Source organism: Arthrobacter sp. GW460-12-1-14-TSB2 (genome assembly GCF_059423525.1).
The window spans coordinates 88146-95544 of the sequence record NZ_JBWKYC010000013.1 but is presented as its reverse complement, the minus strand read 5'-3'; the positions used below and the strand labels follow the sequence as shown (position 1 = coordinate 95544).

The 7399-nt window shown below is 64.2% G+C and carries 8 protein-coding genes; 7 read left to right on the top strand and 1 reads right to left on the bottom strand.

Annotated features, from left to right (window positions below; translation table 11 throughout):
• Positions 1-166 precede the first annotated feature (166 nt).
• A complete protein-coding gene (locus AC07YR_RS15755) occupies positions 167-1357 on the top strand; it encodes an acyl-CoA dehydrogenase family protein (protein ID WP_436057164.1) in 1191 nt (396 codons plus the stop codon).
• A gap of 53 nt (positions 1358-1410) precedes the next feature.
• Here the strand turns inward: AC07YR_RS15755 and AC07YR_RS15750 are convergent, their stop codons facing one another.
• Positions 1411-1953 (bottom strand): M23 family metallopeptidase, encoded by a 543-nt coding sequence (locus tag AC07YR_RS15750; protein ID WP_436057165.1) that lies wholly within the window; start codon positions 1951-1953, stop codon positions 1411-1413.
• A gap of 449 nt (positions 1954-2402) precedes the next feature.
• Here AC07YR_RS15750 and rpsB point away from each other — a divergent pair, with 449 nt between their 5' ends.
• The 6 genes from rpsB (at position 2403) to AC07YR_RS15720 (ending at position 7395) form a co-directional block, all read left to right on the top strand.
• Positions 2403-3296 (top strand): 30S ribosomal protein S2, encoded by an 894-nt coding sequence (rpsB, locus tag AC07YR_RS15745; protein WP_436057166.1) that lies wholly within the window; start codon positions 2403-2405, stop codon positions 3294-3296.
• A 128-nt stretch (positions 3297-3424) separates the two neighbouring features.
• Positions 3425-4261, top strand: coding sequence for a translation elongation factor Ts (gene tsf / locus AC07YR_RS15740; protein ID WP_055798576.1), 837 nt, complete (start codon positions 3425-3427; stop codon positions 4259-4261).
• Between the two features lie 148 nt (positions 4262-4409).
• Entirely contained in the window at positions 4410-5147 is a 738-nt protein-coding gene (gene pyrH / locus AC07YR_RS15735) for a UMP kinase (protein ID WP_028272131.1), read from the top strand.
• Positions 5148-5255: 108 nt separating this feature from the next.
• Positions 5256-5813 (top strand): ribosome recycling factor, encoded by a 558-nt coding sequence (frr, locus tag AC07YR_RS15730; RefSeq protein WP_028272132.1) that lies wholly within the window; start codon positions 5256-5258, stop codon positions 5811-5813.
• Positions 5813-6733, top strand: coding sequence for a phosphatidate cytidylyltransferase (locus AC07YR_RS15725; RefSeq protein ID WP_028272133.1), 921 nt, complete (start codon positions 5813-5815; stop codon positions 6731-6733). Before frr ends, AC07YR_RS15725 begins: the two co-directional genes overlap by 1 nt.
• A 77-nt stretch (positions 6734-6810) precedes the next feature.
• Positions 6811-7395, top strand: coding sequence for a DivIVA domain-containing protein (locus tag AC07YR_RS15720; RefSeq protein ID WP_055798573.1), 585 nt, complete (start codon positions 6811-6813; stop codon positions 7393-7395).
• Positions 7396-7399 lie beyond the last annotated feature (4 nt).

The window sequence follows — 7399 nt, the reverse complement described above, 5'->3', positions numbered from 1 at the left end:
GCCGTGGGCGATGTTCAGACATCGTCCACGGCTCTTTTTGTTTGGCGTCCTGACCCGGCAGCGCTTGCCCGGCACCTCGGCCTGCGGTATGTTACTCGTGAGTAACTTAATCGCCGGCGCGACGTCCGCGCCTGTGGTCGCTGCTGATCACCCGTGAAGGAACAACATGTCCAAAGCTGCAATCGACATCAACAACCTGCCGTACGCCGACGGCGACTTCTTCGCGTTCGAGCAGTTGCTCAGCGGCAAGGAGCAGGACCGGCTGGCCGAAGTCCGGGAGTTCCTGGCCCGCGAGGTCAAGCCGATCGCCGTCGACTGCTGGAACCGGGCCGAGTTCCCGATGGACCTGATCCCCAAGCTGGCCGAGATCGACCTCGTCAGCCCCGTCCGGCGCCAGGGCTACTCCAACCTCTTCGCGGGTATCCTTCACGCAGAGGCCACGCGCGCGGACACCTCCATCGCCACCTTCCTGGGTGTGCACGACGGTCTCTTCACCGGCTCCATCGAGACCCTCGCTTCGCAGGAACAGCAGGAAGCCTGGCTGCCGGACATCTACTCGCTGAAGAAGATCGGAGCCTTCGGCCTGACCGAACCGCTGGGCGGTTCCGATGTTGCCGGCGGCACGCGCACCACCGCGCGCCGCGAGGGCGACAGCTGGATCCTCAACGGCGCCAAGCGCTGGATCGGCAATGCCACGTTCTCTGACTGGGTGGTCATCTACGCCCGCGACCTCGCGGACAACCAGGTCAAGGGCTTCCTCGTCGACACCAAGACCGAGGGCTACAGCGCCACCAAGATTGAAAACAAGATCTCGCTGCGCACCGTCCAGAACGCCGACATCACGCTCGAAAACGTCGTCGTGCCGGACTTCTTCAAGCTTGCCAACGCCAACAGCTTCCGCGACACCAACAAGGTCCTGAAGGTGACCCGCCTCGCCGTAGCCTGGCAGGCGGTCGGCCAGCAGCTCGCGGCCTTCGACGTCGCCCGGCGATACGCCGTTGAGCGCAGCCAGTTCGGCCGCCCGATCGCATCGTTCCAGCTGGTCCAGAACCAGCTCGTGCAGATCCTTGGCAACGCCGTCAGTTCCATGGGCATGATGGTCCGCCTCTCCCAGCTTGAAGACGCCGGCGAGGCGAGGGATGAGCAGTCGGCCTTGGCCAAGGCCTTCACTACGGCGCGAATGCGCGAAAGCGTGGCCATCGGCCGCAGCCTCCTCGGCGGCAACGGCATTGTCACGGACTTCGAGATGGCCAAGATCTTCTCCGACGCCGAAGCGATCTACTCCTACGAGGGCACGCATGAGATCAACACGCTGGTGACGGGGCGCGCGATCACGGGGATTTCGGCAATCGTGTAGCCGGCGCTGGTGGCCGATCGCGCGGCCGCCCGCCGCTGGTCCGTCGCGGCCCTTCATCCTGAGCCCCGTCCACCAACGGGAAGCAGGATGGAGGGCCGCAGGTCTGTCACCAGGGAGAGTGGATTGATGTACTCCTCGCCCCGCCGCACGCCCCAGTGAAGGCACGGCAGCGACGCACAGTGTCCCTGCACCACCCTCCCGACGACGTCCCCTTTCGACACGGCGGCGCCGGTCGCCAGGCTGCTTTCGACGGGCTCGAAACTGCTGCGCAGGCCGTTGCCGTGATCGATGGTGATCACGGGCCTGTCCACTACGATGCCCGCGAAGCTGACGGTTCCGGACTCCGGAGCGGTGACCGGGCCGCCGTCGGCCGCTGCCTGCAGGTCCACCCCGCGGTGCCCGCTCATCCACGGCTTGTCCGGGGGGTCGAACGCGCGGAGTACCGCCGGCCTGGGCGCCAGGGGCCAGTCCCAGCTGCCGGGGGCGGCGGCTGCGGCAGATGAGGCGGCTGCGCCGGGTGTGCCCGCCGCGCCGGCGGAGGGCGCGATGGCGGAAACGGCGAGCAGGACGGCGGCCGGGATGGCTCGGAATTTCATGACTCCAGCCTGTTATCCCGACACTGCGGCAGGAAGGGGTTTCCGTCGCTATGTGGACAACGCGGCGCCCCCGGAAATGGTCTGATTCAGTGGGGCCGCTGTAGTACACTTGACGGAGCAGTTTGCTGTGCCCTCAACGATGCCCGGCCGGCGGTTCATGCCACCTATTGGTCGCTTGGTCCTTCCGGCAGTTCTAGTCAGCACGTCTCATTCAGAGGTGTGGGGGAGCAGTGGCTGACTACGCGTATCCAGCCCTCCTCACAAGAAGCCGAAAACTTCCCGTGCGAAGGACTGTGCCTCCTGCGGTCCGTGCCATATGGAACGGATGGGAAGCGCAGTGGATGCCAGGAGCAGCGCCCGCCTGGGCGAAGCTATTCAACCGTCAACTATTGGCAGGGTAAGAGAGCCATGGGCTCTCTCATGAATGACCTGCCGGAAGGAGCGTCGGCATGCCCGTCGTAACTATGCGCCAGCTGCTTGACAGCGGCGTCCACTTTGGACACCAGACCCGTCGTTGGAACCCGAAGATGAAGCGATTCATCTTCACGGAGCGCAACGGCATCTACATCATTGACCTGCAGCAGTCACTGTCCTACATCGACCGTGCCTACGAGTTCGTGAAGGCCACCGTTGCACACGGCGGCACCGTTCTCTTCGTCGGCACCAAGAAGCAGGCTCAGGAATCCATCGCCGAGCAGGCTACCCGCGTTGGCCAGCCGTACGTCAACCAGCGTTGGCTTGGCGGTATGCTGACCAACTTCCAGACGGTCTCCAAGCGTATCCAGCGCATGAAGGAACTCGAAGAGATCGACTTCGACGACGTCGCCGGTTCCGCTTACACCAAGAAGGAACTGCTGCTCCTTCGCCGTGAACTCACCAAGCTGGAAACCAACCTTGGCGGTATCCGCAACCTGACCAAGGCACCGTCCGTGCTCTGGATCGTGGACACCAAGAAGGAACACCTCGCCGTTGACGAGGCCAAGAAGCTGAACATCCCGGTTGTTGCCATCCTGGACACCAACTGCGATCCGGACGAAGTCGACTTCCCGATCCCGGGCAACGATGACGCCATCCGCTCCGTCAACCTGCTGACCCGCGTTGTTGCCGACGCCGTTGCTGAGGGCCTGATCGCCCGCAACCAGCGTGCAACCGGCACCACGGAAGCACCGGAAGAGCCGCTGGCCGAGTGGGAGCGCGAGCTCCTCGAAGGCAGCAAGGCTGAAGAGGCTGCCGCTCCGGCCGCCGCAGAAGCTGCTGCTCCGGCAGCTGAAGAAGCTGCCGCTCCGGCTGCCGAGGAAGCCCCGGCCGCTGCCGAGGCTCCCGCCGCCGACGCGGACAAGTAAGACAAATAAATCCGGATTCCCGGTGCTGCCAGCAGCGCCGGAACTGCTGACAGGATGGCCGCTCACTCGGTGAGCTGCCGTCCTGTCAGTCCGTACACCACACAAAATTTCTAGACAGAGGGGTTCACATGGCGAACTACACTGCCGCTGATATCAAGGCTCTGCGTGAGCGCACTGGCGCCGGCATGATGGATGTCAAGAAGGCTCTTGACGAAGCCAACGGTGACGCCGAAAAGGCCATCGAGATCATCCGCATCAAGGGCCTGAAGGGCGCTACCAAGCGTGAAGGCCGCTCCACCGCAGAAGGCCTGGTTGCTGCCAAGGTCGACGGCGGCGTCGGCGTGATGATCGAAGTCAACTGCGAGACCGACTTCGTTGCGAAGGCTGACAAGTTCATCCAGCTCGCCGACAAGGTCCTGGCCGTTGCAGTCGAGTCCGGCGCTGCCGACCTCGAGACCCTGCTGGCCACCGAGGTTGACGGCAAGCCGCTGTCCGAGGTCGTCGTTGAAGAAGGCGCCGTTCTGGGCGAAAAGGTTGTTGTCCGTCGCATCTCCCGTATCGAGGGCGCAACGGTCGACGCTTACCTGCACAAGACCTCCAAGGACCTCCCGGCCCAGGTCGGCGTCCTGTTCGCTGTCGACGGTGAAGGCGAAGCCGCTGCCACCGCAGCCCACGACGTCGCCGTGCACGTCGCCGCGATGTCCCCGAACTACCTCTCCCGCGAGGATGTTCCGGCCGAGCTCGTCGAGTCCGAGCGTCGCATCGCCGAGGAGACGGCCAAGGCTGAAGGCAAGCCCGAGGCTGCAATGACCAAGATTGTGGAAGGCCGTGTCACGGGCTTCTACAAGGGCGAGGTCCTCCTCGACCAGGCATTCGCCAAGGATGCCAAGAAGTCTGTCGCGCAGGTCCTCGAAGAGGCCGGCGTCAAGGGCACCGCTTTCACGCGTTTCCGCGTCGGTTCCTAGTTAGACACGCAAAGGGGTGGTCACTTCGGTGGCCGCCCCTTTTGCATGCAACCGCTGCCTTAAGGGCTGCACCTATGGCCGGGGGGAATGACACCTTTGGCCATCCGGCACGATAACCTAGCTCAGAGCTCATTTACGGGAAGGCACCATGGAAACCGTCAACAATTCTGTCCAGTCAGAGAAGAGCCGGCGTCGCGTCCTCCTGAAACTCTCCGGCGAGGTCTTCGGCGGCGGAAAGCTGGGCGTGGACCCGGACACCGTCCGCGGAGTCGCCAAGCAGATCGCCGCAGCAGTACCCGACGTCGAGGTGGCCATCGTTGTGGGCGGCGGTAACTTCTTCCGCGGCGCCGAACTGTCCCAGAGCGGCATGGACCGGTCGCGCGCCGACTATATGGGCATGCTGGGTACCGTGATGAACTGCCTGGCCCTCCAGGACTTCCTGGAACAGGCCGGCGTCGAGACCCGCGTGCAGAGCGCCATCACCATGGGCCAGGTGGCTGAGGCATATATCCCGCGCCGCGCCATCCGCCACATGGAAAAGGGCCGCGTCGTGATTTTCGGCGCAGGTGCCGGACTGCCCTACTTTTCCACCGACACCGTGGCTGCCCAGCGTGCGCTGGAAGTGCATGCCGACGTCGTCCTGATGGCAAAAAGCGGAGTGGACGGCGTCTACACCGCCGACCCCAAGAAGGATCCGGGCGCCGAGAAACTGGACCGCCTTAGCTACGATGACGCACTGCGCCGTGACATCCGCGTGATGGACCAGACCGCCATGACCATGTGCAAGGACAACAACCTCACCATGGTGGTGTTCGGCATGGAAGGCGAAGGCAACGTGACCCGGGCGATCCGCGGAGAGCAGCTGGGCACCGTAGTCACCCCCTAGTAACAGCTAGGATGATTTGAGGAAGGCCGGCCCGCAGGGCGGGCCGCAAAGACGGAACGAACCGTGCATTCCGGCCAGCCGGAATGCACCAATTTCTGAGGAGAGACCGTGATCGAAGAGACCTTGCTCGAAGCCGGGGACAAGATGGACAAGGCAGTCGAGGTAGCCAAGGAAGACTTCGCCTCGATCCGGACCGGCCGCGCTACGCCAGGACTCTACAACCGGGTGCTGGTGGACTACTACGGTTCACCCACCCCGCTGCAGCAGCTGGCATCGTTCGCCGTTCCCGACGCGCGGACCATCCTGATCACCCCCTTCGACAAGACGGCCCTGCGCGACATCGAGCGGGCCCTCAGCGACTCCGAGGTGGGCGCAAACCCGTCCAACGACGGCAACGTCATCCGGATCACCATTCCGGAGCTGACCAAGGAACGCCGCAAGGAATACGTCAAGATCGTCAAAGCAAAGGGCGAGGACGCCAAGGTGTCCATCCGGAACATCCGCCGCAAGGCGAAGGAAACCCTGGACAAGCTGGTCAAGGACGGCGAAGCAGGCGAGGACGAGGGCGCGCGCGGCGAGAAGGAACTCGACGCCATGACCAAATCGCACGTTGACGGCATCGACGACCTGCTCAAGCGCAAGGAAGCCGAGCTGCTCGAGGTCTGATGGATCAGGCACAGCAGGCGCCCGGACCCAGGGTCCGGGCCCGGGGGAAGCAGCGCTCCAACCCAACGCCCAAGGCCGGCAGGAATCTTCCGGCCGCCACCGTGGTGGGTCTTGCAATGCTTTTCGCCGTATTGGGGGGTCTCCTGTTCCTGCCGCTCGGATTTGTGCTGGTCACCACCACCTTCGCGGTGTTCGGCGTCTGGGAGATCTTCCGTGCCCTTGAAGTAAGCGGAACCCGCCTGCCCATCGTTCCGGTGATGGTGGGCACGGTGGGTATGCCGCTGGCTGCCTATTTCGGCGGACTGGAGAGCCTGCTGTTTGCGCTGCTGGCCAGCAGTGTGGCGGTGCTGTTGTGGCGGACCATTGAGAGTGCCGCCGGATCAGCCCGCAGCATCTTTGCCGGCGTCTTTACGCTGGCCTGGGTGCCGTTCTTCATCAGCTTCGCGATCCTGCCGCTGCACGGGGTGGGAAGCGTGACACCGGTGGGTCTGTGGCCGGGCGGCGTGATTCCGGCCGGCGCGTGGCAGATCGCCACCATGCTCCTGCTGGTCGTTTCCAACGACACCTTCGGCTATCTTGTCGGGGCGTCCTTCGGGAAGCACCCCATGGCGCCCAAGATCAGCCCCAAGAAGTCGTGGGAAGGGTTCGCCGGATCCATCGCCGGCGCCATTGCCGTGGGTGTCCTGGCTTGCATTTTCCTGCTGGACAAGCCCTGGTGGGTTGGTGTGGTGCTGGCCGTGGGCATGGTGGCCGCGGCCACCATCGGCGACCTCTCCGAATCCATGGTCAAACGGGAACTCGGTATCAAGGACATGAGCAGCATCCTGCCCGGCCACGGCGGTGTGATGGACCGCCTGGACTCAATCGTCTTCGCCTCGCCGGCAGCGTTTATCCTGTTCACAGCTGTTTCGGGAGCCTGAGGCCTCCTGCCCGGCAACAGATCCGCACCTTAGACTGGTGCGGAGCAAAACAGCTGAACAGCACTGAAGGAAGCAAAGTGACAGTGGACATTCAACGGCAGATACCTGCGTCATTTGACCGCGTGCAGCGGAATGAATACGGCTACAACGCCAAGCAAGTGGACGAGTTCCTCCAGCGGGCGCGGGTTTCGTTCGAGAATGCAGGAGCAGCAGGCCGGGATGTCAAGAGCGCCGACGTCCGCGCCGTCTGCTTCGATCCTGTCAAGGGCGGCTACGCCGCGGCCGGCGTCGACGCGGCCCTGGACCGCCTGGAGGACGCCTTCGCACGGCGGGAGCGGGATGAGCTTATCGCGGCCCGCGGCGAGGAAGCCTGGCTTCGTGAAATTGGCAAGCTGTCCGGTCTGCTGCGGGGAAGGCTGCACCGTCGCGACGGCGAGCGGTTCCGCCGGCCCGCAGGCAGCCGGGGCCGGAGTTACAACACCGTGGACGTGGACAACCTGTGCCACGACCTCATCGGTTACCTCGAGTCGGACCAGCCGCTCAGCGTCGATAATGTCCGCCGCGCGGTCTTCCGGCAGGCCAAGGGCAAGGACGGTTACGAAGAAACCCAGGTGGACGCCTTCCTGGACCGCGTGGTCGAGCTTATGGCAGCCATCGACTGACCGT